Genomic DNA, 23,640 nt, shown 5'->3' with positions numbered 1-23,640 from the left:
TCAGCCCGTCGAGAAGACCTCACCGCACCGGTAACGGCGCGCAATATCCGGCGCCGACGTCAGCCGGGCGGCTCCGGGAGCGCTTCGACGGCGGCCTCGGCGAGCTCCAGGATGTCCCCCTGTGCGACCCCTTCGACCTGGATGGAACCGCCGGTGATGTAGACGTCGGAGACCTGGAACTGGAACATGTCCGCCCGGACCTTTCCCTCGTCCGCGCGCAGCACGTACCCGTCCATACCCGCGACCGTCACCTTCTGCGCACCGTCCACGTCCGCCAGATCGGTGCCGACCAGCTCGTGCGAGAAACTCACCTCGACACTGGCGATCGAATCGCTGGTGTCCCGCCAATCACAGGTGAGGATCGCGACGTCTTCCGTCGGCGGCACCTCGACGTACTCGAACTCGTCCGTGATGCGGTCCCCGACGCTGCGCACCGCCTCCGGACACTCCGGCGGGATGGGAATCTGCGGAGGTTGTCGAGGTTCCCCGCCGTCATCCCCCGCCGTCGGCTCGCCGTGCGGCTCTACGCCGACGTCATCGCCGCCGGTGGCATCGTCCCCGGCGCCCGCATCGCCGTCCCCTGCGCCCGCGTCGTCGTCATCGTCGGTACCGTCCGTGCCTTCAGCGCCGGCCGATCCGTCCGTCGCGTCCTCGGACGGTCGGCCGTCGGGGGTCGGCTCGGTGGTGCCCGCGTCTTCGGCGGCCGGACCGCCGTCCGTGCTCCGGCCGTCCGAGCCGCAGCCGCCCAGACCCACGGCCGTCACGACAGCGACCACGGCCATCAAGGCGGCATGTCGCGGGATGTGCAGAGAAGAAGACGACGATTCGCCGAGCCGAAACCGCCGCACGCGGCGAGCCCCGCCGTCTACCAGGTGCATGAGCCCACGATACAAACCTTCAGGACGCTAGGACGAATGTCTCCGCGTCGACCGTTTCCGGTGGCCGGCCGGCTCCCGGTGGGCCGGCCGGATCCGTGTGGCAGGCGGCTACGACGAGGCGTGCTCCTGGGTGGCGAACTGCGTGCGGTACAGCTCCGCATACAGGCCGCCCTGCAGCAGCAGCTGTTCGTGGGTGCCCCGTTCCACTATCCGCCCGGCCTCCACCACCAGGATGCTGTCCGCGTCCCGCACGGTGGACAGCCGGTGCGCGATGACCAGCGACGTCCGTCCGGTCAATGCCGTCTTCAGCGCGCGCTGAACGGCGGCCTCCGACTCCGAGTCGAGGTGCGCCGTCGCCTCGTCCAAGACCACCACCTGCGGCGCCTTCAGCAACAGCCGTGCGATGGCGAGCCGCTGCTTCTCGCCGCCGGACAGACGGTACCCACGGTCGCCGACGACCGTGTCCAGTCCGTCCGGAAGGGCTCGGATCAGATCGCCGATCTGCGCGGCGTCGGCCGCCTCGAACAGCTCGGCGTCGCCGGCCTCCGGCCGGGCATAGGCCAGGTTGGCGCGGACCGTGTCGTGGAACATGTGCGCGTCCTGGGTGACCACCCCGACCGCGTCGTGCAAGGACTCCAGCGTCGTCTCCCGGACGTCGCGCCCGCCCACCCGGACCACACCGCGGGTGGGATCGTAGAGGCGGGCGACCAGCCCGGTGATCGTGGTCTTGCCGGCGCCGGACGGTCCCACCAGCGCGACCAGTTGCCCGGGCTCGATGCGGAAGGAGACACCGCGCAGCACGTCGTGGTCGTTGCCACCGGCACCGGGCCGGGCCGCTGATTCCAACGACGCCAGCGACACCTCGTCGGCCGACGGATAGCGGAACCAGACGTCGTCGAGCTCCACCGAGAGCCGGCCCGTATCCGCGAGCGGGCCGGTGTCCGAGCGCTCGGCACCACCGTCCGGCGCGCCGTTCCTGCTTGTGGCCGCCGCCGGTACCGGCAACGGCCGCGCGTCCGCGCTGTCGGCGACCATCGGTTTCAGGTCGAGCACCTCGAAGACGCGCTCGAAGCTGACCAGCGCCGTCATGATGTCGACCTGAACGTTGGACAGCGCCGTCAGCGGTCCGTAGAGGCGCGTCAGCAGGGCCGCGAGCGCCACCAACGTCCCGACCTGCAGCGTCCCGTCCACGGCCAGCCAGCCGCCCACCCCGTAGACCAGGGCGGTCGCGAACGACGCCAGGAAACTCAGGCCGATGAAGAAGTACCGCGCGTACAGCGCCTGCACCACGCCGATGTCGCGCACCCGCGCGGCCCGTTCGCTGAAGCCTTCGTTCTCTCGCTGATACCGGCCGAAGATCTTCACCAAAAGCGCGCCGGAGACGTTGAACCGCTCCGTCATCGTCTGGCTCAGCTCGGCATTGAGCTGCATCGACTCCCGAGTGATGTCGGCCAGTTTCCGGCCGATGAACCGCGCCGGCAGCAGGAACAGTGGTACCAGCACCAGCACGACGACGGTGATCTGCCAGGACAGCAGCAGCATCGCGCCGAGCGCAAGCACGAGCGTCACGACGTTGCTGACCACCTGTGACAGCGTGCCGGTGAACGCCTGCTGCGCCCCGACCACGTCCGAGTTCAGCCGGGAGACCAGTGAACCCGTCTGTGTGCGGGTGAAGAAGGCGACCGGCTGGCGCTGGACATGGTCGAAGACCTGACGCCGCAGGTCGAAGATGAGACCTTCACCCACCCGAGCGGACATCCATCGCCCGATCAGGTTGAGACCGGCATCCAGCACCGCGAGCACCGCTACCGCCACCGCGCCCCAGACGACGACGCCCCGGTCGCCCGGGACCACGCCGTCGTCGATGACGACCTTCAGCAGCAACGGCACCGCTGCCGCACTGGCAGCCGACGCGACGGTGGTGGCCAGGAAGACGGCGATCTGCCGACGGTACGGCCTGGCATAGGCCAGAATCCGCCGAGTCGTCCCACGGGCGAGCCGACGCTGAGTCACACTCCGATCGCGGGAGAACGACCGCTGCGCCATCCACCCGCTACCCATGGGGCTACCCATCGCCACCGTCCGGCCTCCTCGCCAGTTGTACGTACCAGATCCGGGACAGCATCGTCCCAGATCCGACAACACGGCGACGAGCCACTCTCTTCCAGCCCGGCCGGCAGACGGCAATGGACCGACGAGCCGCACCCGACGGTCGAGGCCCGGGCAGGCGCTGAAGGACGCCGCAAACGGCATCTCACGCACCCGCGCTCGATGCCGCGTGTGCGGCTGTACCTCAGCGCCTACCCGAAGCCGTCAAGCCTTCTTCCGAGCCTTCCCCCGGGTCGCGCCGCCGCGCCCGCGCAGCGTAACCCCGGCTTCCGACAACAGCCGGTGCACGAAGCCGTATGAACGGCCTGTCTCCGATGCGAGCTCGCGGATGCTCTTGCCGCTTTCGTACTGCTTCTTCAGGTCAGTGGCGAGCTTGTCGCGCGTGCCTCCACTGATCCGCGCGCCCTTTACCAACTTCTCGGCCACGCGTCCTCCCCGTTTTCGTTGTCCTCCATGACAGAGGACCATGATCTGTCCCATTACGGTTTTTCGCCACCCGAACGCAAGATCGATCCCACATCGTGCGCGAAATCTCCTGCTAGGTCGCAGTATCAGGCTAACGTGACAAGATCCGCATAGTCTGCATTCCAGAGGTCTTCGGCGCCGTCAGGCAACAGCAGTACGCGTTCCGGCGCCAATGCCTCAACTGCTCCCTCGTCGTGCGTCACGAGCACAATCGCCCCCTCGAACGAGCGCAGCGCCCCCAGCACCTCCTCTCGGGACGCGGGGTCCAAGTTGTTGGTCGGCTCGTCGAGCAGAAGCACATTAGCGCTCGACACGACCAGAGCAGCCAGGGCCAATCGCGTCTTCTCCCCGCCCGATAGCACCGAGGCGGGCTTGTCCACGGCGTCGCCGGAGAAGAGGAAAGATCCCAGCACCCGTCGCACTTCCACATCGGCGAGATCCGGCGCCGCACTGCGCATATTTTCCAGCACCGTTCGAGATGTGTCCAGCGTCTCATGCTCCTGCGCGTAATAGCCCAGCCGCAGACCATGCCCGGCCTCTACGACACCCGTGTCGGGCTGCTCAATTCCACTCAGCAGGCGCAGCAGAGTCGTCTTACCGGCACCGTTCAATCCCAATACGACCACCCGGCTGCCCCGGTCGATAGCAAGATCGACATCGGTGAAGACTTCCAGAGATCCATAGGATTTCGACAGTCCGGTAGCTGTCAACGGGGTCTTTCCACACGGCGCCGGCTCCGGGAAACGCAGCTTCGCCACCTTGTCCGCGCGGCGCTCCGCCTCCAGGCCGGCCAGCAGGCGCTCCGCCCGGCGATCCATATTCTGCGCCGCCGTCGCCTTCGTCGCCTTGTACCGCATCCGGTCTGCCTGCGCCTTGAGCGTCGCCGCCTTCTTCTCGGCGTTGGCGCGCTCGCGGCGCCGGCGTCGTTCGTCGGTCTCCCGTTGCTCCAGGTACGTCGTCCAGCCCACGTTGTATACGTCCAGGGCGGCACGGGTGGCGTCCAGATGGAAGACCCGATTCACCGTGTGGTCCAGCAGTGCGACGTCGTGGCTGATCACCACGAGGCCGCCGCGGTAAGCCCGCAAGAAGTCTCGCAACCAGAGGATGGAGTCGGCATCCAGATGGTTCGTCGGCTCATCCAGCAGCAACGTCTCCGCGTCGGAGAACAGGATCCGGGCAAGTTCCACCCGCCGGCGCTGACCACCGGACAGGGTGTGCAACGGCTGCCCCAGCACGCGCTCGGGCAGACCCAGGCTGGCGGCGATGGTCGCGGCCTCGCTTTCGCTGGCATACCCGCCCAGGGAGAGGAACTCCGCCTCCAGCCGCGCGTAGCGGCGCATCCCGCGTTCATGCTCGGCGTCGGAGTCCGAAGCGATCTGCTGTTCGGCGCGGCGTAGTTGAGCGACGATCGTGTCCAGACCGCGGGCGCCCAAAATCCGGTCCCGGGCCAGGACGTCGGTGTCCCCGGTACGCGGATCCTGCGGCAGGTAGCCGACCGAACCGGAACGGGTCACCTCACCGCTGAACTGCTGCCCTTCCCCCGCGAGAATCCGGGTGAGGGTCGTCTTTCCGGCGCCGTTACGGCCCACCAGACCCACCTTGTCGCCTGGGGCGATCCGGAAACTCGCTCCGTCGAGCAGGATCTGCGACCCCGCGCGCACCTCTACCTCGTGGGCGGTGATCATGTCAGCTACGTCTCCGTCGAAATCGTGACATGCGGACATCACACCTGACGCCAGGTCACCCTCGCGCCGAGCGTTCATCCGCTGGCAAGCGTGCACATCGCCACGGGAAACCCGTGAACGGACCCATTCAACGCGCCCGCACCCGAGATCGACACTGAATTTCCCGGCGCGGACCGACCGGCGCAACTCCCCGGCACGATGTCGGTCCGGAGCAAGTTTACAGTTGAGCACGTGATCGAGGTCGAACGCGTCAGCCACGCGTACGGTGACCGCCGGGTGCTACGGGACGTGGACGTCCGGCTCACCGAACGACGCGTCGCCGTGATCGGCGCGAACGGCTCCGGCAAGTCGACCTTCGCCCGGCTGCTCAACGGGCTGGTCGTCCCCCAGCACGGACGGGTGCGCGTGGACGGTCTGGACACCCGCGCGGACGGCGCCGCGGTCCGGCGGCGGGTCGGCTTCGTCTTCACCGATCCGGACGCGCAGATCGTCATGCCCACGGTGGCCGAAGACGTCGCGTTCAGCCTGCGCAGGCAGAAGCTGGGCCGGGACGAGACGGCGCGGCTGGTGGCCAAGCAGCTGGCCGACTTCGGGCTGGACGGTCACGCCGACCATCCGGCGCATCTGCTCTCCGGCGGGCAGAAGCAGCTGCTGGCGCTGTGTTCCGTTCTCGTGACCGAGCCCCAGATCCTCGTCTGCGACGAGCCGACGACGTTGCTGGACCTGCGGAATGCTCGACGCGTGTCGACGCTGCTGGCTGAACTCCCTCAGCAGGTGATTCTGGTCACACACGATCTGGACGCGGTTCTCGGCTTCGACCGGGCGCTGGTCTTCGATGACGGCGCCATCGTCTTCGACGGTCCGGCCGACGCCGCCGTGGAGCACTATCGCCGACTGGCCGCTTCCGACGACGCCACCGGGCACTGACCGGCCACACCCGCCGTCGGCAGAGCTACCGGGCCACCAGGGCGTCCGGAACGATGGTCACCGGGATGGGATGCCCCAACGTGATACTCTCCGTGCCCTTCGCCCGTCCGACCTCACGGTAGCCGTCGCCGGCGAGGTCATACGCGACCAGCGAAGGCTCTTCCGGATCGACGATCCAGTAGGACGCCACGCCGGCCTCGGCGTACTTGGAGAACTTCAGCAGCTGGTCCTTCCGGCGCGTACTGGGCGAGAGCACCTCCACTGCCAGCAGCAACGGCGCGGTGATGTTCTCCTCGCCGACATCCTCGCGCCGCACGACCAGGATGTCGGGCTGAAACGACGTGCGCCGGTCCGGCTGCCAGTCGATCGGCGCGAAATACGCCCTCAGATGGGCAGGCAGCCGGGCGTCGAGAACCTTGATGAGCTCGTGCACGGCGTCTTGGTGGACAGGTCGTGGTGCCGGGCTCACCAGCAGCATCCCATCGAGGAGTTCATAGCGCAGGCCGTCGTCCGGCAGCTGCTTGAGGTCGTCGACCGTCCAGTCGTGCGAGCCACGCGGCATCACCATCATGGTTGTCATGGTGCCCCTTCCGGGCTGGATTCGCCATCCAGCATCCATGAAGATCAGATCGGAGGAAAGCCATTCAGCCGAGAGCTAACAGACGCACACGAGCGCAATCGTGCGCTAATCCGACGATCTGACAGGGATCAACTCAAGTCGACCGGATCGATCCTGACGCGGACCGACTCGCCGGAACGGCGCGCCGAGCGGACACCGGCGGCCGCACGAAGGGAAGCAGCCAATCCGGTTCCTGCGGCACGCGGCACCCGGACGATGGCCTGTACCGTCACGTCGTCGATCGGAGCGGGCCCGAGGACTTCGGCGATCTCGGGCAGTTCGGCCAACGACAGCAGCTCGTCGACATCCTGCTGCGCACCGCGCAGCTCCGCGACCCGGGCCGCCGGCGGGAAGTGCAGCTGGCTGCGCTCCGACAGCTCCCGGATGGCGAACCCGCCCGGATCCCATCGGACCAGAGCCTGCACCGCGGGAGCCGACGGCTCGGCGACCACCACGACCTCTCCCCCGGCCGACCGGGATCGCACCAGCGCCGCCGCCCGCATCCATCGCCGCAGCGCCTCTTCCCCCGCCCGCAGGCCCGGCCGGTTCAGCATCGACGTGCCGTCCAGCAGGAGCGCCGCCGCGTATCCGTCCGACGGGACCGGTTCCGCGCCGTGTGTGGCGACCACCAGGGCCGGCTCGGGCCCGACCTCGTCCCGCACGATGTCCTCGTCGGCGGCGGTGCGCCCGCCGCCCCGCGACACGACGATCGGGACCTCAGGGAACGCCCGGCCGAGTTCCTCCGCAGTACGCCGCACACCGACGACGCCCGCCCGGAGACGATCGTGCCCGCATTCCGAGCAGCGCCAGGCGGACGCGACCGTACCGCACGCCTCACACTCCGGTGCGCCGTCCGGCCGGGTCAACCGCAACGCCGCGCCACACGACGCGCACAGCGCGGGCGCACGGCACCGCGCGCACGCCATCGCGGGCAGGTAGCCGGCCCGCGCCACCTGTACCAGCACCGGTCCACGATCCAGGCCGGCGCGGGTCACCCGCCACGCCAGCGAGGGCAGCCGGGCGCTGCGTGCGGCCTCGTCCCGTGCCTGCTCGTAGTCGTCGCCGCTGGTATGGATGTGTGGCGCATGCTGGCGCGCGGTGGCGCGATCCGGCTCTACCGGCTGCGCCCAGCCCGTCTCCAGCAGAAGCTGGGCCTCGGCGCTGCGGGCGAAACCGCCGACGACGGCCGCCGCCCCCGCCTGGTGGGCGCGGAGCAGCAGCACCTCACGCATGTGCGGATAAGGTGCCCGCGGTTCGGCATGCAGGTCGTCGCCGTCGTCCCAGATCGCCACCAGGCCCAGATCGTGCACCGGCGCGAACGCGGCCGATCGGGTACCGATCGCTGCGCGCACCGAACCCCGCAACACGCGCAGCCACCGCCGGTACCGCTCGGCGGGCCCGAGCTCGGCGCCGAGCACCACGTGATGGTCCGCGCCGATCAGCCGCTGCAGCGCCGCATCCAGCCGCGCGGTGTCCCGGCCGTCGGGAACCACGACGACCGCGCCACGGCCGGCGGACAGCGCCGCTGCGATCAGCCGGGCCAACAGATCGGACCAGTCCGCCGTCGGCATCGGCGACCAGACCGCACGCGGCGCGGAACCGTCTCGCGCGACGGCGTCCAGCAGCGCCGCACCGTGCAGATGTGCGGCCCAGGCGCCGGGAGCGGGGCGCTGTGGCGGGGCCGCTGCCGCCGGGCTCGGCTCCTTCTCGGTGGCGGCGTGCCGGGGCGGTATGGCCAGCCGCAGGACGTCCGCCAGGGTGCCCGCGTACCGGTCGGCGACCGACCGTGCCAGCCGGTTCAGCTCCGGTGAGAGCACCGGCTCGGCGGACACCACCCGCCGCAACGGCGACAGCCGGCCGGCATGTTCGCTGTTGTCCGCTCGCTCGACGATGAACCCGTCGTGGTCCGCGCCGGCGAATTTCACCCTGACACGTGCCCCGGGCACCGCATCGGCAGCCATGGCGGCAGGTACCAGGTAGTCGAACGCGCGGTCCAGGTGCGGCAGGCCCAGATCGACGACGACGCGGGCGATCGGGCGCTCCGCCGCGACCGGACGGGCCTTGGCGTTGCTCGCCCGTGGTCGTTTCGGCGAGGGCGCACCGGCCAAGGCCAGCTGGTCGGTCTCGCCGCTGTCGCTCACTCGACGTTTCTACCTCATCGGCGTCGCCGTTCTCTGCCCGCCCTTGGCGGCCGACGGCCTCAGCCGATGGCGTCCTTCAGCGCCTGCGCGCGATCGGTCCGTTCCCAGGTGAACTCGTCCAGCTCCCGTCCGAAGTGGCCGTACGCGGCGGTCTGCTGGTAGATCGGCCGGAGCAGGTCCAGATCGCGGATGATCGCCGCCGGCCGGAGATCGAAGACCTCGGAAACGGCGCGCTCGATCTGTGCGGTGGGAACCTGTTCGGTACCGAAGCACTCGACGAACAGGCCGACCGGCTCCGCCTTGCCGATGGCATAGGCGACCTGAATCTCGCATCGTCGTGCCAGCCCCGCGGCCACGACGTTCTTCGCCACCCAGCGCATCGCGTAGGCCGCCGAGCGGTCCACCTTGGAGGGATCCTTGCCGCTGAACGCCCCGCCGCCGTGCCGGGCCATCCCGCCGTAGGTGTCGATGATGATCTTCCGCCCGGTGAGCCCGGCGTCCCCCATCGGACCGCCGATCTCGAACCTGCCCGTCGGGTTCACCAACAGCCGCATCGAGCTGGTGTCCAGCGAGAACTGCTCGAGCACCGGTTTGATCACGAACCTGGTCAGATCCGGGGTCAACAGGTTCTCCACGTCCACATTCGACGCGTGTTGGGTGGACACCACCACCGTCTCCACCCTGGCCGGACGGTCCCCGTCGTACTCGATGGTCACCTGCGTCTTGCCGTCCGGACGCAGGTACGGCACGGCGCCGGACTTGCGCGCGTGCGCCAAACGCTGCGCCAGCCGGTGCGCCATGGTGATCGGCAACGGCATCAACTCCGGCGTCTCGTCGCACGCGTAGCCGAACATCAGCCCCTGGTCCCCGGCCCCCTGCCGGTCCAACGGGTCCTCGTCGCCTTCGACGCGGCTCTCGTAGGCGGTGTCGACGCCCTGCGCGATATCCGCCGACTGCGCGCCCAGAGCCACGTTCACCCCGCAGGACGCACCGTCGAAGCCCTTCGCCGACGAGTCGTAACCGATGCCCAGCACCGTCTCCCTCACAATGCCCGGGATGTCGGCGTAGGTGCTCGTGGTCACCTCACCCACCACATGCACCTGCCCGGTGGTGACCATCGTCTCCACCGCCACCCGGCTCGCCGGATCGTCAGTCAGCAGCGCGTCCAGGATCGCGTCGCTGATCTGGTCGCAAATCTTGTCCGGGTGCCCCTCGGTGACCGACTCGGACGTGAACAAACGCACGGACATGTGCCCCTCCTTTTGCACAGCCAGTGTAGGGCGTGTGCTGGGCCGACGACATCCGCAGACTCCGCTTCGTACGCCGCGGTAGACCGCGCCGCGTCGACCCGACGCCCCGCTGACCGCCGTGCGACCCGTCGTGCCGGCACCGACCGCCGTCACGCCACCTGTGCGACCGGTCGTGTGTATTCGAACCGCTCTACGCACCATCCGGTACGTCGTGAGCACGGCCGTGTGACCTCGAGCGGCTCACAGCGGCTCAGATTCCCACGACACGTCTCGCGACACCCACGAGCGGCCTATGACCACACGACTCGGCACACAAGCGCTGCACACGAGCGCTGCCCACGGACGTCGCCGATGGCCGCGAACCATGCCGCCACCTAGCTCGCGTCGCCGGCGTCTTCCCGGCCGAGACCAACCGAAGCGTGCGAACGGGCCGGGGGGTTCTTCGAGCGATCTTCGATCGGCGGCAGATCACGCAACCAGCTCTTCAAACCGCCCGCCGATCGCGTGAGAGCGAGAAGAACTCGCCGGCCCACCCAACGCAACCAGCCCCGCCCGCCGACCGCGTCAGAGCGAGAAGAACTCGCCGGCCCGCCCAACGCAACCAGCCCCGCCCGCCGACCGCATGCAGAACTTCCCGGCCCACCCAACGCAGCCCACTCGGGCAGCGGTGCCCTATCCGGCCGGCCGCTCCACGAGGGTCACAACCCGATCCCACACCGCATGCGCCAGCACCGACTTCGGACCGTACGGAACCTCCGTCGAGGAGCCGTCCGAGCCGAGGATGACCGCCTCGTTCTCCTCGGACTCGAATCCACGGTCGCGTCCGACCTCGTTCACCACGAGCAGATCGCAGCCCTTGGCCGCGAGTTTCGAACGGCCGTAGTCCAGCACGCTGCCCGTGCTGTCGCCGGTCTCGGCCGCGAATCCAACTACCACCTGGCCGGGTTTGCGCCGGGTCTGGGACAGTTCGGCGAGGATGTCTTCGGTGCGTTCCAGTTCGATCGATGGAGCGTCCGTGCCTGCCGTCTTCTTGATCTTCGTGCCCTGGGTGGCACGCGGCCGGAAGTCCGAGACCGCCGCCGCCATCACCACAGCGTCCGCGGTCGACGCCGATTTCAGCATCGCCTCCCGCAGTTCCGCCACCGACTCCACTCGCACCATGTCGGCTCCGGCGACGTCGGCAAGCGTCACGTTCGCCGCCACCAGCGTCACTCGCGCTCCTCGGCTCACCGCAGCTCGGGCGAGCGCGTAACCCTGCCGGCCCGACGAACGGTTGCCGATGAACCGGACCGGATCAAGGTACTCGCGGGTGCCGCCGGCGGAGACCGCCACGTGCAGCCCGGCCAGATCCGGGCTCCCCGGGCCGGCGCCGCTGACCGCGTCAAGGGCGGCGTCGACGATCGACTCCGGCTCCGGCAGCCGCCCCTTGCCGCTGTCGGCACCGGTCAGCCGGCCGACGGCCGGCTCGATCACGACGTTCCCACGGGCGCGCAAGGTGGCCACATTGGCGACGACGGCCGGATGCTCCCACATCTCGGTATGCATCGCGGGCGCAAAGACGACCGGGCATCGCGCTGTCAGCAACGTCGACGTGAGAAGATCGTCTGCCCGTCCAGTCGCCGCTCTGGCTAGCAGATCAGCCGTGGCGGGTACCACGACCACCACGTCCGCGTCCTGGCCGAGCGCGACGTGCGGGACCTGATGCACGTCATCGAAGACGCTGGTGCTCACCGGATGCCCGGACAAAGCTGCCCAGGTGGGTTCACCGACGAAACGCAGCGCCGACTCCGTCGGGAGTACACGTACATCGTGTCCCCGCTCGGAGAGGCGCCGCAGTACCTCACATGCCTTGTAGGCGGCTATACCCCCGCTGACGCCCAGTAGCACCCGCAGACGGCCGGGGCCACCGGGAGCGTCAGAGGTGAGGCTCATTCCTGTTCGGGCTGACCGGCCGCGGCGATGTCCTCGGGGGTGACGTCCGCGGCGGTGATCTCCGCAGCCTGGTCGTCTGCGGCCAGCTCGGACGGATCCACCTCTTCCGCGGTGAGCAGACCCGCGTCGATCTCGCGCAGCGCGATCGACAGCGGCTTCTCCTGCACCCGGGTCTCGACCAGCGGCCCGACGTACTCGAGCAGGCCTTCACCGAGCTGCGAATAGTAGGCATTGATCTGCCGCGCCCGCTTGGCTGCGTAGATGACCAGGCCATACTTCGAGTCGGTCTTGGAGAGCAGGTCGTCAATGGGAGGGTTGGTGATGCCCTCTGCGACGCCTTGAGTTCCAGACACGCTAATGCCTCCGGGCTGGATCGGGGGATGAACCCATTAATCCTACCAACTCACGGCACACGACGCCGACCTCGGTGTTCACCACGGTCAGATCGAATTCCGATTCGGCCGCGAGCTCGTCCCGGGCTGTCTGCAGCCGGCGGGCGATCTCAGCCTCGTCCTCGGTTCCCCGACCGACCAGCCGACGGACCAACTCGTCCCAACTCGGCGGAGCGAGAAAGACGAAGAAGGCTTCCGGCATGGACGAACGGATCTGCCGCGCGCCCTGGAGATCAACCTCGATCAGAATCGAACGACCGGCATCGCGTGCCTCGTCCACCGGGCCACGAGGTGTGCCGTACTTGAATGTGCCGTGCACGACCGCCCACTCCAGGAAGTCGCCGTGTTCGATCTTCCGGTTGAACGTGACGTCGTCCACGAAGTAGTACGGCGAACCGTCGACCTCGCCGCGCCGCATCGGCCGCGTGGTCACGGTGGGTGCTATCAGCAACTCCGGATGTTCGGCCCGGAGCCGCCGCATGACAGTCGTCTTGCCGACCGCCGACGGTCCCGAGAGGACGATCGCTCGTGGGTCGCCCTCCGGGACCGTCGCTGACGGCCGTGGCAAGTCTTCGCTCAACCGCTGAAACGCTCGATGAGCGCAGCCTGCTGGTTGGCACCCAGGCCACGCACGCGGCGCGTCTCAGCGATGCCGATCTCTTCCATGATCTGCTTGGCGCGGACCTTGCCGACGCCGGGCAGCGACTCGAGCAGGGCGGAGACCTTCATCTTGCCGATGACCTCGTTGCTCTCACCCTCCTTCAAGATGTCGCTGAGTTTGGCACCGGCGTTCTTGAGCCGGTTCTTGACTTCTGCCCGCTCCCTGCGGGCCTCGGCAGCCTTCTCGAGAGCGGCCGCGCGCTGTTCTGGAGTCAAGTTTGGGAGCGCCACGAGCGGGTCACCTCTGTTGTGTCGATCGGATAGCGGACAGTACCAACAAACTGGAACCTAGCGGGTGAACCACCAGGTCAGCAACGTGACCACGGTACCCCTACTTGGCAAGAGCGCACGCACCGACACCCGATTTTCTTGCTACGTGTCGCGGGTGTTCTGGCGAGGCCGAACCCTCACTTCTCGATCAACATCTCTTTGACCTGCTGATTCAATGCAAACGCGCTGGCGGCGAGCGCGGCGACGGTCGGACCGTTTCGCAGAATTTCTCGCGACACGGCGGGTAACACGGAGTGCACCACCGGCCCGAAAACCGCGCGGAGATCGCTGACACGCGCGCCCTGGGCGCCGATTCCCGGTGCCAGCACAGGGCCGTTGACGCGCAGATTCTCCTGGTTCACCCCATCCGCGCCATCCGCCGCGATGGTCGCTCCGACCACACAGCCGACACTGCCCAACGGCTGCGCGTCCGAGTTGACCTCCCGCACGCGGTCGAGCATCGTCTCGGCGACGGTCCGACCGTCGGAGCCACGGGCCCGCTGTACCTCCGCTCCCTCGGGATTGGACGTCCGGGCAAGCACGAATACGCCGTTGCCATGCGCGAGAGCGGTGTCGATCAGCGGCCGCAGCGAGCCGAAACCCAGATAGGGCGAGGCCGTGACGGCATCCGCACACAGTGGTGAGGAGGGGTCGACGTAGGCATCGGCATACGCCTGCACGGTGGAACCGATATCGCCTCGCTTGGCGTCCATCAGTACCAGCACGCCCGCGGAGCGCAAGTCGGCCAGCAGCCGCTCCAGTACGGCGATCCCGGATGAGCCGTGCCGTTCGAAGAACGCCGATTGCGGCTTGACGATGGCCACTTCGCCGCCGAGCGCCTCGACCACCGTGCCGCAGAACCGCTCCAAGCCGGCGACGTCGTCGTTGAGCCCCCAGTCGGCGAGCAGGCCCGGGTGCGGATCGATCCCGACACAGAGCGGACCACGCCGGCGAATCGCCTCGTGCAGGCGGGCACCGAACGACGTCACCCGGCCACCTCCCCATTCGATCGTGCAAGGTCTGCCAGCTCACGCTGGATCCGCGTCGGCCAGAGCGGGCCGCCGTAGATGAAGCCGGTATACGCCTGCACCAACGTGGCACCGGCGCGGAGCCGTTCCTGGGCATCGTGCGCGGATTCGATTCCACCGGCCGCGATCAGCAGGGGGCGCCGCTGACTCCCGGACGCCGGCGCCGTCTCGTCCAGACGCGTCTTCAATACCAACAGGACCTGCAGCGCACGTTTGGCCAGCGGTGCACCGGACAGTCCGCCCGATCCCGCGTGTGCCACCTCCGCCGGCGCGGACGCCAGGCCGCTCCGGGAGACGGTGGTGTTCGTGGCGATGATGCCGTCCAGACCAAGCTCGACCGCCAGATCGGCCACCGCCACCACACCGTCGTCGCTCAGATCCGGCGCGATCTTGACCAGCAGGGGGACCTGGCGCGCCGGTCCCGTGACGGCATCTGCCTGCTGCCGAACCGCACGCAGCAGTGGACGCAGCTGGTCCACCGCCTGCAGATCGCGCAAGCCGGGCGTGTTCGGCGAGCTGACGTTGACCACCAGGTAGTCCGCATACGGCGCGAGAAGCCGCGTGCTGGCCTCGTAGTCGGCGATCGCCTCGTGGTCCGGCACGGCCTTGCTTCTGCCGATGTTCACACCGACGACGACGGGCAGCGCCCGCCGCCGGCGTCGCCGCCGGGCCAATCGGGCCGCCACCGCAGCCGCACCGTCGTTGTTGAAGCCCATCCGATTGACGATGGCCCGGTCGGCCACCAACCGGTGCAGCCGCGGCTTCGGATTGCCCGGCTGCGGGCGCGCCGTCACCGTTCCGACCTCGACGAAGCCAAAACCGAGCGCACCCAGCGCGTCAATGGCCACGGCGTTCTTGTCGAACCCGGCGGCGATCCCGACCGGCCCCGGAAACCGCAGCCCGAGCGCCTCGACGCCGAGTTGGGGATCGTGCGGCGACATCCGTCGCCACGCGGTGCTGCGAGCGACGGGCAGCGCTGCAGCCGCTCGCATCGCCGTCATCGCCACATGGTGCGCCGTCTCTGGATCCATCCGGGTCAGGACGGAGTCGAACAGTCTCCGATACAGGGTCACGCCGGAGCACCCGCAGGGTTCGCCTCCGCCGCATCCGCGGCTCCCCCGTCCGATCCCGGCTGCCCGATCGTCGCCCAGGACTGCAGAGACCGCACGTTCTCGCTACCCGCGCGCAGTGCCTCGATCCCCTGCACCGCGGCCGCCAAGCCCTGCACCGTCGTGACGCAGGGCACGTTGGCTTGGATGGCAGCGGTGCGGATCTCGTAGCCGTCGGCGCGTGGGTTGCCGGCGGTGGTGGTTCCGCTAGGGGTGTTGATGATGAGGTCGACCTGGCCGTCCAGGATGCGGCCGATGATGGTGGGGGTGCCGTCGGGCTCGTGTCCGGACCAGCGTTTGCGCACGACTTCGGCGGTGACGCCGTTACGGCGTAGCACTTCGGCGGTGCCGGCGGTGGCGATGATGGTGAACCCGAGGTCGGCGAGGCGTTTGACCGGGAAGATCATGTGCCGTTTGTCCCGGTTGGCCAGCGAGACGAAGATCGTCCCTTGGGTGGGAAGCGGGCCGAACGCGGCCACCTGGGATTTGGCGAACGCGGTGCCGAACTCATGATCGATGCCCATGACCTCGCCGGTGGAACGCATCTCCGGGCCGAGCAGGGTGTCCACCGTGCGCCCGTCCGGAGTGCGGAACCGGTTGAACGGCATCACCGCTTCCTTGACCGCGACGGGTGCGTCGGCGGGCAGGTCGACACAATCGCCCTGTGCGGGCAGGATACCTTCGGCGCGGAGTTGGTCGATCGAAGCGCCGAGCATGATGCGGGCGGCGGCCTTGGCCAGCGGCACCGCGGTGGCCTTGGACACGAACGGCACGGTCCGCGACGCGCGGGGGTTGGCCTCCAGCACGTAGAGCACGTCATTCGCGAGCGCGTACTGCACGTTCAGCAGGCCCTTGACACCCACGCCCTCAGCGATGGCCTCGGTGGACGCTTTGATGCGAAGGAGTTCGTCCCGCCCGAGTGTGGTGGGCGGCAACGCGCACGCGGAGTCACCGGAGTGGATGCCGGCTTCCTCGATGTGTTCCATCACCCCGCCGAGGTAGAGCTGTTCGCCGTCGTAGAGCGCGTCCACGTCGATCTCCACCGCATCGTCGAGGAAGCGGTCGACCAGCACCGGATGCTCCGGGGACGCCTCGGTCGCACGGGTGATGTACGAGGCGAGGGAGTCCTCGTCGTAGACGATCTCCATCCCCCGCCCGCCTAAGACGTAGGAGGGCCGCACCAGCACCGGATACCCGATATCGGCCGCCACCTGGCGGGCTTCGTCGAACGATGCCGCCAGGCCGTGCTTCGGCGCCGGCAGCCCGGCTGCGTGCAACACCCGCCCGAACGCGCCACGCTCTTCCGCCAAGTCGATCGCGGCCGGTGTGGTGCCCACGATCGGCACCCCCGCCGCCTCAAGAGCCCGCGCCAGCCCGAGCGGGGTCTGCCCGCCCAGCTGAACGATCACCCCGACGACCGGGCCGGCTTGTCGCTCGGCATGCACGACCTCGAGGACGTCTTCCAGGGTCAACGGCTCGAAGTACAACCGGTCCGCGGTGTCATAGTCCGTCGACACCGTTTCGGGGTTGCAGTTCACCATCACCGTCTCATAGCCCGCCTCGCCCAGCGCCATCGCCGCATGCACACAGGAGTAATCGAACTCGATCCCCTGCCCGATCCGGTTAGGGCCAGACCCGAGAATGATCACCGCAGGCTTCTCCCGCGGCACGACTTCGGTTTCCTCGTCATAGGACGAGTAGTGATACGGCGTCTTCGCGGCGAACTCCGCCGCGCACGTGTCCACCGTCTTATACACCGGCCGGATCCCCAGCGTCTCACGCACCCCGCGCACAATGTCCGCGCTCGTGCCACGCAGAGCGGCGATCTGGGAATCGGAGAACCCGTACCGCTTTGCCCGACGCAACAACTCCGGCGTCACATGATCGGCACCCCGGACCTCATCGGCCACCTCGACCAGCAACAACAACTGATCCACAAACCACGGATCAATCCACGTCGCCTCGTGCACCTGGTCCACCGAAGCGCCGGCCCGCAACGCCGCCACCACATCACGCAGCCGCCCGTCATAACCACGCGACACCTTCGCAAGCAACGCCTGCACATCGCCGACCTCGCCGGTGAAGTCCAGCTCGGCTCCGGCCTTCTCCGCCGAACGCATCGCCTTCTGCAACGCCTCAGTAAAACTCCTACCGATCGCCATCGCCTCACCGACGCTCTTCATGTGCGTGGTCAACGAAGGATCCGCCGCGGGGAACTTCTCGAACGCGAACCGCGGCACCTTGACCACCACATAGTCCAACGTCGGCTCGAACGACGCGGGCGTCTCGGCAGTGATGTCGTTCGGGATCTCATCCAGCGTGTACCCCAACGCGACCTTCGCCGCGATCTTCGCGATCGGAAAACCCGTCGCCTTACTGGCCAGCGCCGACGACCGCGACACCCGCGGATTCATCTCGATGATCACAATCCGCCCGGTCTGCGGATGCACCGCGAACTGGATATTGCACCCACCGGTGTCCACCCCCACCGCACGGATCACATCGATCGCCTGATTCCGCATCACCTGATACTCACGATCAGTCAGCGTCATCGCCGGCGCCACCGTCACCGAATCCCCGGTATGTACGCCCATCGGATCCACGTTCTCGATCGAACACACGATCACCACGTTGTCCGCCCGATCCCGCATCACCTCCAGCTCGTACTCCTTCCAGCCCAGGATCGACTCCTCCAGCAACACCTCACTGGTCGGAGACAACGCCAGCCCCAACCCGGCAATGCGCTCCAAATCCTCGGCATCGAACGCCATACCCGAGCCGGCACCACCCATCGTGAACGACGGCCGCACCACCACCGGGAACCCCAGCTCCTCAACCGCCTTCACACACTCATCCATCGAGTGACAGATCGCCGAACGCGCCGTCTCCCCGCCGATCTGCTCCACGATCCGCTTGAACGACTCCCGGTTCTCCCCACGCTGGATGGCATCGATCGACGCGCCGATCAGCTCCACCCCGTACCGCTCCAACACCCCGGAATCATGCAACGCCACAGCAGCGTTCAACGCCGTCTGACCACCCAACGTCGCCAACAACGCATCCGGCCGTTCTTTCGCGATCACCTTCTCCACAAACTCCGGCGTGATCGGCTCCACATAGGTCGCATCCGCGATATCCGGATCCGTCATGATCGTCGCCGGGTTGCTGTTCACCAGCACCACCCGCAACCCCTCAGCCCTGAGCACCCGACACGCCTGAGTCCCCGAATAATCGAACTCACACGCCTGCCCGATCACAATCGGCCCAGAACCGATCACCAACACACTCGAAATATCCGTACGCCGCGGCATTACTTGGCCTCCATCAGCTTGGTCGCGCTCCGCTCCATCAGCTCGGTCGCGCTCCGCTCGTCATTCGCTCCGCGGACGGCTGCTCGTCCCTCACAACGCCGACCACTCCGCTCACTCCTCACGTCGCCGCTCCATCAGCTCAACGAAACGGTCGAAGAGGTACGCGGCATCGTGCGGACCGGCGGCCGCCTCCGGGTGGTACTGCACCGAGAAGGCCTTCAACGCGCCATCGCCGCCCCGCAGTACCAGCCCTTCGACCACGTCATCGTTCAGGCAGACATGGCTGACCTCGGCAGTGCCGTACGGCGTCTCGACCGGAGCGTACGGGCGGCCATCCGTGCTCCACTTCACCGCGAACCCGTGGTTGTGCGCCGTCACCTCGGCCTTGCCCGTCGTCAGATCCTGCACCGGCTGGTTGATCCCTCGATGGCCATAACCCAGCTTGTACGTGCCGAAGCCCAGCGCCCGGCCGAAGACCTGATTGCCGAAACAGATACCGAAGAACGGCAGGTCCCGCTCCAGCGCACCACGCAGCACCGCCGCCTGTGCCTCGGCGGTCTCCGGGTCCCCGGGACCGTTCGACAGAAACAGCCCGTCCGGGCGCACTGCCAGCACGTCTTCCAGCGTCGACCACGCAGGCAACACGTGCACCTCGATACCCCGCTCCGCCATCCGCCGCGGCGTCATCGTCTTGATCCCCAGATCCAACGCGGCCACGGTGAACCGACGCTCCCCCGCCGCCGGCACCACGTAGGCCTCCTGGGTCGACACCTCACCGGCCAGCTCAGCACCGCTCATCTGCGGGCTGGCCAGCACACGCTCGCGTAGCGCATCGGGGTCTGTCTCGATCGAGGAGATCCCTGCCCGCATGGCTCCGCGCTCGCGCAGGTGCCGGGTCAGTGCCCGGGTGTCCACACCCGAGATGCCCACCACGCCCTGGGCGGCGAGTTCCTCGTCCAGGCTGCGCCGCGCCCGCCACGACGACACCCGCCGCGCCGGATCACGCACCACATATCCGGCCACCCAGATCCGGCCGGACTCAGGGTCCTCGTCGTTCACCCCGGTGTTGCCGATATGCGGCGCCGTCTGCACCACCACCTGTCGGTGATACGACGGATCGGTCAGCGTCTCCTGATAACCGGTCATGCCGGTGGCGAATACCGCCTCGCCGAAGGTCTCACCTTCGGCACCATAGGACTCGCCGCGAAACGTCCGGCCGTCCTCCAGGACCAACAACGCCGGTGCACGCGTCGTCATCGTCATTCACTCTCCTTGTGCCTGATCGGCCGTGCCGTGCGCGCACACCCGTGGGCGCGCGCCGCCACAACTCCGATCGATGTCTGCCGGTTCAGCTGCGCAATGGCCGTCACTGGGATGCCTCGGGCCGGGCGGTCGCGTTCCGCCGGCCATCCGCGCCGTCCGTTCGGTCGCGTGCGGTCGCTCCGAGCGCGGCGACCGCGTCCACCAGCCGGCCGCGGTCGTCCCGGTGACGCGGCCGGACCGCGGTGTCCAGCTCCATGTCACCGTGTTGCCATGTGATGATCACGTACTCGCCGCACCGCACCGCCCGGCCGGCGCCGGCCCGGTCGATGCGGACCGCGCGCAGCGACGACGCGGGTATCGAGAAACTCGGCTCCGTGCCGCGCTCAAGCTGGATGCCGCTCGGGTCGACCGTGATCGACACCGAGCTACGCCGGCCCAAGCCGTGCGCGACCACCCGTTCCAGCCAATCCCCGGCCGTTGTCGTACCGGCGTAGGACGCCTCGACCGTGATGTCCGCGGGGCTCTCCGAGATGCTCACGGCATCCGTGGAATGCACCGACGATGCCTCCGTGATCGACGGTAGCGGCGGCAGGTCGACGTGGGCGTGCGTCCGTCGTCGCCACCCACGCCACATCGACACGTAAGACGCGACCAGGATCAGCCCGAGAATCGCGACGGCGACGGCGGTCACGTCAGTGCTCCGTCCTCGACGGTCGGACGTCCGCGCAAGAACGTCGCCACCACCTGACCGGGCAGTTTCATCCCCTCATAGGGACTGTTACGCGACAAGGACGCGGACTGCCATGGGTCGACGGTACGAGACACCGACGGGTCGACCAGCGTGATGTTCGCCGGCTCGCCGACGGCCAACGGCCGCCCCTGTGCCGCCGTTCCCGCATCGCAGCGCCCGATCCGAGCGGGCGCGAAGGACATGCGATCGGCGACGTCGGACCAGCTCAACAGCCCCGTGTCCACCATGGTGTGCTGCACGACGGACAGGGCCGTCTCCAACCCCAGCATCCCGAATGCCGCCGCGTCCCACTCGCACTCTTTGTCCTCGACCGGGTGCGGAGCGTGGTCTGTCGCGACGATGTCGATCGTCCCGTCGGCCAGCCCTTCCCGGACCGCGGCCACGTCGTCGGCCGTCCGCAGCGGCGGGTTCACCTTGTACCGCGCGTCGTAGGTCGCGACCAGTTCCTCAGTCAGCAGCAGGTGGTGCGGCGTCACTTCCGCGGTGACGGGCAGGCCGCGCGCTTTCGCCAACCGGACGATCTCCGCCGATCCCCGAGTGGAGAGGTGGCAGATGTGCAGGCGGGAGCCGACATGAGCGGCGAGCAGCACGTCCCGGGCGATGATCGCCTCCTCGGCGACGCTCGGCCAGCCGCGCAGTCCGAGCCGCCCGGAGAGCTCGCCCTCGTTCATCTGCGCGCCCTCGGTCAGCCGCGGCTCCTGCGCATGCTGGGCGACGACGCCGTCGAACGCCTTCACGTACTCCAGTGCACGTCGCATCAGGATGGCATCGTCGACGCAGCGCCCGTCGTCGGAGAAGACCCGGACGTTCGCCGCGGAGTCGGCCATCGCACCCAGTTCGGCGAGCCGCTCGCCGGCCAGACCGACGGTGACGGCACCCACCGGACGCACGTCGGCGTGGCCCGCCTCGCGACCGAGTCGCCACACCTGCTCGACCACACCCGCGGTGTCGGCGACAGGGTCCGTATTGGCCATCGCATGCACGGCGGTGAACCCGCCGAGTGCGGCTGCGCGTGTGCCCGTATCGACGGTCTCGGCGTCTTCCCGCCCTGGCTCGCGCAGATGTGTGTGCAGATCCACCAGGCCCGGCAACGCCACCAGCCCGTCGGCCTGCACCACCCGGGCGTCGCCGGCGTCGATGCTCTGTCCCAGCTCGGCGATCACGCCGTCGCGCAGCAACAGGTCCGCTGGTTCGCCGCCAAGCACCCGGGCACCCTTGACCAGCACCGTCTGCGGACTCATGCGGCCCCCTCGTGTACGTCGTCCGCGGTCTCGTCCGCGCCCGCGAGCATCAGATACAGCGCCGCCATCCGGACGCAGACGCCGTTGGAGACCTGTTCGACGATCACGGACCGCTCACTGTCCGCCACATCCGCGGTGATCTCCATCCCGCGGTTCATCGGGCCTGGATGCAGGACGATCGCCTCGTCACTCAGTAGCCCGAACCGGCGTGCGTCGAGCCCGTACCGCCGGCTGTACTCCCGCGCCGACGGAAAGAAGGCAGCGTTCATCCGTTCCCGCTGCACTCGTAGCATCATCACCGCGTCGGCGTCCGGCAGCACCGGATCCAGGTGGTAGGAAACGTCACAGGGCCAGTTCTCCACCCCGAGTGGAAGCAATGTGGGCGGTGCTACCAGGGTGACCCGCGCGCCGAGCGTGTTCAGCAGTATCACGTTGCTTCGCGCGACGCGGCCGTGCAGGACGTCCCCGACGATGACGATCTTCCGCCCGTCGAGGTCTCCGAGGTGCCGACGCATCGTGAACGCGTCCAGCAGTGCCTGAGTCGGATGCTCGTGGGTGCCGTCGCCGGCGTTCAACACCCTGGCGTCGATCCAGCCGGATGAGGCCAGCCGGTACGGTGCTCCGCTCGCCGAGTGCCGCACAACGACGCCGTCCGCGCCCATCGCGGCCAGGGTCAGCGCGGTGTCCTTGAGGCTCTCCCCCTTGGAGACGCTGGAACCCTTGGCGGAGAAATTGATGACATCCGCAGAGAGCCGTTTCGCCGCCAGTTCGAACGATGTGCGTGTACGGGTGGAATCCTCGAAGAACAGGTTCACGACGGTGCGCCCGCGCAGCGTCGGCAACTTCTTCACCGACCTGCCCTCCGTCAGTCGCAGCATCTCCTCGGTGGTGTCCAGGAGGAGCGTCGCGTCCGAACGGGACAGATCGGCGGCGGACAACAGGTGGCGGATCATCGGGCCTCCCCCGCGTCGGCATGGTGTACCACGTCGTCTGCCGCACCGACTAGGACCGCGTCCCGGCCGTCGGTCTCGGAGAGCAACACCTTGACGCTCTCGCGCAGCGACGTCGGCAGATTCTTGCCGACGTGGTCAGCTCGGATGGGGAGTTCGCGGTGCCCGCGGTCGACGAGCACGGCCAGCCGCACCGCACGCGGGCGGCCGACGTCGTCGAGTGCGGTCAATGCGGCCCGGATCGTGCGGCCGGAGAAGAGGACGTCATCGACGAAGACGACCACCTTCCCGTCGACACCGCCGGGTGGTATCTCCGTGCGTTCCAGAGCCCGCGCCGGGCGCAGCCTCAGGTCATCGCGGTACATCGTCACGTCGAGCGCGCCGACGGGAACGTCGACGCCGTCGACACTGGACACTCTGTCCGCCAGCCGGCCGGCCAGCGGAACACCACGAGAGGGAATGCCCAAGATCACGAGGTCGGATGCGCCCTTGTTGCGCTCCACGACCTCGTGGGCCATCCGGGCCAACGCCCGGTTGATTTCGTCCTCAGAGAGGACGGTCCGAAAATCGGACAGGTCACGAGACATGGTTGTATGGACCCCCTTCCCCGCCTCACAGGACGGGATTTAAAGGACGCCGGTCCCCATGAGCGTACCAGG

General features: G+C 68.3%; 20 protein-coding genes. 1 reads left to right on the top strand and 19 read right to left on the bottom strand.

Going from position 1 to position 23,640, the window contains the following annotated elements; all coding sequences use genetic code 11:
- Positions 1 to 59: 59 nt before the first annotated feature.
- From G1H10_RS28250 to G1H10_RS28235, 4 genes are all read right to left on the bottom strand, one after another.
- Complete coding sequence (locus G1H10_RS28250) at positions 60 to 878, bottom strand: hypothetical protein (protein ID WP_163744256.1); 819 nt, start codon at positions 876 to 878, stop codon at positions 60 to 62.
- A gap of 108 nt (positions 879 to 986) precedes the next feature.
- Complete coding sequence (locus G1H10_RS28245) at positions 987 to 2,951, bottom strand: ABC transporter ATP-binding protein (protein WP_163744254.1); 1,965 nt, start codon at positions 2,949 to 2,951, stop codon at positions 987 to 989.
- A 240-nt stretch (positions 2,952 to 3,191) separates the two neighbouring features.
- Positions 3,192 to 3,413, bottom strand: a complete 222-nt coding sequence (locus G1H10_RS28240; RefSeq protein WP_312856657.1) for a helix-turn-helix domain-containing protein — start codon at positions 3,411 to 3,413, stop codon at positions 3,192 to 3,194.
- Between the two features lie 125 nt (positions 3,414 to 3,538).
- A complete protein-coding gene (locus G1H10_RS28235; RefSeq protein WP_163744252.1) occupies positions 3,539 to 5,137 on the bottom strand; it encodes an ABC-F family ATP-binding cassette domain-containing protein in 1,599 nt (532 codons plus the stop codon).
- A 231-nt stretch (positions 5,138 to 5,368) separates the two neighbouring features.
- Here G1H10_RS28235 and G1H10_RS28230 point away from each other — a divergent pair, with 231 nt between their 5' ends.
- Positions 5,369 to 6,064: an energy-coupling factor ABC transporter ATP-binding protein gene (locus G1H10_RS28230; RefSeq protein WP_216853740.1), complete on the top strand. Its 696-nt coding sequence runs from the start codon at positions 5,369 to 5,371 to the stop codon at positions 6,062 to 6,064.
- Between the two features lie 25 nt (positions 6,065 to 6,089).
- Here the strand turns inward: G1H10_RS28230 and G1H10_RS28225 are convergent, their stop codons facing one another.
- The 15 genes from G1H10_RS28225 to pyrR all read right to left on the bottom strand — a co-directional run bounded on the left by G1H10_RS28225 (position 6,090) and on the right by pyrR (position 23,568).
- The gene (locus tag G1H10_RS28225) at positions 6,090 to 6,635 is read right to left on the bottom strand and encodes a Uma2 family endonuclease (protein ID WP_163744249.1); all 546 of its coding nucleotides are present in this window, start codon (positions 6,633 to 6,635) and stop codon (positions 6,090 to 6,092) included.
- 137 nt (positions 6,636 to 6,772) lie between these two features.
- Positions 6,773 to 8,824, bottom strand: coding sequence for a primosomal protein N' (locus G1H10_RS28220; protein WP_312856656.1), 2,052 nt, complete (start codon positions 8,822 to 8,824; stop codon positions 6,773 to 6,775).
- Between the two features lie 59 nt (positions 8,825 to 8,883).
- Complete coding sequence (gene metK, locus G1H10_RS28215) at positions 8,884 to 10,074, bottom strand: methionine adenosyltransferase (protein ID WP_163744247.1); 1,191 nt, start codon at positions 10,072 to 10,074, stop codon at positions 8,884 to 8,886.
- Between the two features lie 672 nt (positions 10,075 to 10,746).
- A complete protein-coding gene (gene coaBC / locus G1H10_RS28210; RefSeq protein ID WP_163744246.1) occupies positions 10,747 to 12,006 on the bottom strand; it encodes a bifunctional phosphopantothenoylcysteine decarboxylase/phosphopantothenate--cysteine ligase CoaBC in 1,260 nt (419 codons plus the stop codon).
- A complete protein-coding gene (rpoZ, locus tag G1H10_RS28205) occupies positions 12,003 to 12,359 on the bottom strand; it encodes a DNA-directed RNA polymerase subunit omega (protein WP_376778671.1) in 357 nt (118 codons plus the stop codon). The genes coaBC and rpoZ overlap by 4 nt, the downstream gene beginning before the upstream one ends.
- Position 12,360: 1 nt before the next feature.
- On the bottom strand, positions 12,361 to 12,978 hold the full coding sequence (gmk, locus tag G1H10_RS28200; RefSeq protein ID WP_163744244.1) for a guanylate kinase: 618 nt from the start codon (positions 12,976 to 12,978) through the stop codon (positions 12,361 to 12,363).
- Entirely contained in the window at positions 12,975 to 13,289 is a 315-nt protein-coding gene (mihF, locus tag G1H10_RS28195) for an integration host factor, actinobacterial type (RefSeq protein ID WP_163744241.1), read from the bottom strand. The genes gmk and mihF overlap by 4 nt, the downstream gene beginning before the upstream one ends.
- A gap of 176 nt (positions 13,290 to 13,465) precedes the next feature.
- Positions 13,466 to 14,317: an orotidine-5'-phosphate decarboxylase gene (pyrF, locus tag G1H10_RS28190; RefSeq protein WP_163744239.1), complete on the bottom strand. Its 852-nt coding sequence runs from the start codon at positions 14,315 to 14,317 to the stop codon at positions 13,466 to 13,468.
- A complete protein-coding gene (locus tag G1H10_RS28185) occupies positions 14,314 to 15,423 on the bottom strand; it encodes a quinone-dependent dihydroorotate dehydrogenase (RefSeq protein WP_163744298.1) in 1,110 nt (369 codons plus the stop codon). The genes pyrF and G1H10_RS28185 overlap by 4 nt, the downstream gene beginning before the upstream one ends.
- Positions 15,424 to 15,425: 2 nt before the next feature.
- On the bottom strand, positions 15,426 to 18,776 hold the full coding sequence (carB, locus tag G1H10_RS28180) for a carbamoyl-phosphate synthase large subunit (RefSeq protein ID WP_163744237.1): 3,351 nt from the start codon (positions 18,774 to 18,776) through the stop codon (positions 15,426 to 15,428).
- A gap of 111 nt (positions 18,777 to 18,887) precedes the next feature.
- Positions 18,888 to 20,039: a glutamine-hydrolyzing carbamoyl-phosphate synthase small subunit gene (carA, locus tag G1H10_RS28175; protein ID WP_163744235.1), complete on the bottom strand. Its 1,152-nt coding sequence runs from the start codon at positions 20,037 to 20,039 to the stop codon at positions 18,888 to 18,890.
- A 103-nt stretch (positions 20,040 to 20,142) separates the two neighbouring features.
- Positions 20,143 to 20,730, bottom strand: coding sequence for a PH-like domain-containing protein (locus G1H10_RS28170; protein WP_163744233.1), 588 nt, complete (start codon positions 20,728 to 20,730; stop codon positions 20,143 to 20,145).
- Positions 20,727 to 22,031, bottom strand: coding sequence for a dihydroorotase (locus G1H10_RS28165; protein ID WP_163744231.1), 1,305 nt, complete (start codon positions 22,029 to 22,031; stop codon positions 20,727 to 20,729). Before G1H10_RS28165 ends, G1H10_RS28170 begins: the two co-directional genes overlap by 4 nt.
- Complete coding sequence (locus G1H10_RS28160) at positions 22,028 to 22,984, bottom strand: aspartate carbamoyltransferase catalytic subunit (protein WP_163744229.1); 957 nt, start codon at positions 22,982 to 22,984, stop codon at positions 22,028 to 22,030. The genes G1H10_RS28165 and G1H10_RS28160 overlap by 4 nt, the downstream gene beginning before the upstream one ends.
- Positions 22,981 to 23,568 carry a bifunctional pyr operon transcriptional regulator/uracil phosphoribosyltransferase PyrR gene (gene pyrR, locus G1H10_RS28155; protein ID WP_163744227.1) on the bottom strand — a complete coding sequence of 196 codons (588 nt, stop codon included), beginning with the start codon at positions 23,566 to 23,568 and terminating at the stop codon, positions 22,981 to 22,983. The genes G1H10_RS28160 and pyrR overlap by 4 nt, the downstream gene beginning before the upstream one ends.
- Positions 23,569 to 23,640 lie beyond the last annotated feature (72 nt).

This window comes from Phytoactinopolyspora halotolerans (assembly GCF_010550675.1).
Classification (GTDB): Bacteria; Actinomycetota; Actinomycetes; order Jiangellales; family Jiangellaceae; genus Phytoactinopolyspora; species Phytoactinopolyspora halotolerans.
Note: the sequence above shows the minus strand (reverse complement) of the source record. Positions and strands in the feature narration are given on the sequence as shown.

Excerpts from the sequence above, each read along its gene's own strand:
- G1H10_RS28250 (WP_163744256.1), bottom strand. The coding sequence starts at position 878 with ATGCACCTGGTAGACGGCGGGGCTCGCCGCGTGCGGCGGTTTCGGCTC.
- G1H10_RS28245 (WP_163744254.1), bottom strand. The coding sequence starts at position 2,951 with ATGGGTAGCCCCATGGGTAGCGGGTGGATGGCGCAGCGGTCGTTCTCC.
- G1H10_RS28235 (WP_163744252.1), bottom strand. The coding sequence starts at position 5,137 with ATGATCACCGCCCACGAGGTAGAGGTGCGCGCGGGGTCGCAGATCCTG.
- G1H10_RS28225 (WP_163744249.1), bottom strand. The coding sequence starts at position 6,635 with ATGATGGTGATGCCGCGTGGCTCGCACGACTGGACGGTCGACGACCTC.
- metK (WP_163744247.1), bottom strand. The coding sequence starts at position 10,074 with ATGTCCGTGCGTTTGTTCACGTCCGAGTCGGTCACCGAGGGGCACCCG.
- coaBC (WP_163744246.1), bottom strand. The coding sequence starts at position 12,006 with ATGAGCCTCACCTCTGACGCTCCCGGTGGCCCCGGCCGTCTGCGGGTG.
- carB (WP_163744237.1), bottom strand. The coding sequence starts at position 18,776 with ATGCCGCGGCGTACGGATATTTCGAGTGTGTTGGTGATCGGTTCTGGG.
- carA (WP_163744235.1), bottom strand. The coding sequence starts at position 20,039 with ATGACGATGACGACGCGTGCACCGGCGTTGTTGGTCCTGGAGGACGGC.
- G1H10_RS28165 (WP_163744231.1), bottom strand. The coding sequence starts at position 22,031 with ATGAGTCCGCAGACGGTGCTGGTCAAGGGTGCCCGGGTGCTTGGCGGC.
- G1H10_RS28160 (WP_163744229.1), bottom strand. The coding sequence starts at position 22,984 with ATGATCCGCCACCTGTTGTCCGCCGCCGATCTGTCCCGTTCGGACGCG.
- pyrR (WP_163744227.1), bottom strand. The coding sequence starts at position 23,568 with ATGTCTCGTGACCTGTCCGATTTTCGGACCGTCCTCTCTGAGGACGAA.